The following is a 1,177-nucleotide window of genomic DNA, read 5'->3' as shown; positions in this document are numbered from 1 at the left end:
TAGCGTTCCTCAAGTCCCCACGGAGAGCCGTAACCGACCGGCGTGTCTGCCGCGAGCAGGTCAAGGAACGGCCGGGAGTCGAATGCCTCCGGCCCAAGGACCCCTGAGCCCTGCCAGGTTCCGTTCGCGAGCAGTTCCAGAGCGATCACAGGGTTCACCGCCGTCTGCCACACCACCGCCTGCGACCCGTACTCGGCCATCGACCACTCGTTGTCCACCACGTGATAGAGATACACAGCCCTGGGCTCGCCGTCCCGCCCTTCGCCGGTCACGTACAGGCCCGCGCAGGTCTTCCCCGTCATCCGGTCGCCGAGGGTCGCTGGATCGGGCAGGGCAGCGGCCACGACGTCGCGGGGTGAGACAGGGACGCCCTTCACCATCAGCGGCTCGGTGGAGTCGAGGCCCAGCTTGTGGAGGGTCTTGAGTACGTCGATGAATTCATCGCCGAGCCCGTACTTGAAGGTCACCTTTTTCGCCTTGGTCCAGCGCGGCATCAGGATCACCTCCTCATGCTCCACATTGACGCACTCCACAGGGCCGATCCCCTCGGGGAAGTCGAAGACCTCCGGCTCGCTGAACGGCTCTTTCTGGGTATCGCTGGGGTCTGCGCTGCGGCTCGGGAGGCGGGGGGGTTCTAGCGTTCCTCAAGTCCCCACGGAGAGCCGTAACCGACCGGCGTGTCTGCCGCGAGCAGGTCAAGGAACGGCCGGGAGTCGAATGCCTCCGGCCCAAGGACCCCTGAGCCCTGCCAGGTTCCGTTCGCGAGCAGTTCCAGAGCGATCACAGGGTTCACCGCCGTCTGCCACACCACCGCCTGCGACCCGTACTCGGCCATCGACCACTCGTTGTCCACCACGTGATAGAGATACACAGCCCTGGGCTCGCCGTCCCGCCCTTCGCCGGTCACGTACAGGCCCGCGCAGGTCTTCCCCGTCATCCGGTCGCCGAGGGTCGCTGGATCGGGCAGGGCAGCGGCCACGACGTCGCGGGGTGAGACAGGGACGCCCTTCACCATCAGCGGCTCGGTGGAGTCGAGGCCCAGCTTGTGGAGGGTCTTGAGTACGTCGATGAATTCATCGCCGAGCCCGTACTTGAAGGTCACCTTTTTCGCCTTGGTCCAGCGCGGCATCAGGATCACCTCCTCATGCTCCACATTGACGCACTCCACAGGGCCGAT

General features: G+C 65.5%; 1 protein-coding gene and 1 pseudogene. Both read right to left on the bottom strand.

The window, feature by feature from the left end; all coding sequences use genetic code 11:
* Positions 1-584 (bottom strand): annotated as a pseudogene (locus Y703_RS19190) (saccharopine dehydrogenase C-terminal domain-containing protein); the annotation flags it as partial.
* Between the two features lie 50 nt (positions 585-634).
* Positions 635-1,177, bottom strand: a 543-nt coding sequence (locus Y703_RS23075; protein WP_035764546.1) for a saccharopine dehydrogenase family protein, incomplete at its 5' end; no start/stop codon positions are given.

This window comes from Arthrobacter sp. H20 (assembly GCF_000520515.1).
Lineage (GTDB): Bacteria > Actinomycetota > Actinomycetes > Actinomycetales > Micrococcaceae > Arthrobacter_D.
The sequence above is the reverse complement of the archived record's forward strand: the minus strand, read 5'-3'. Positions and strand labels throughout refer to the sequence as shown.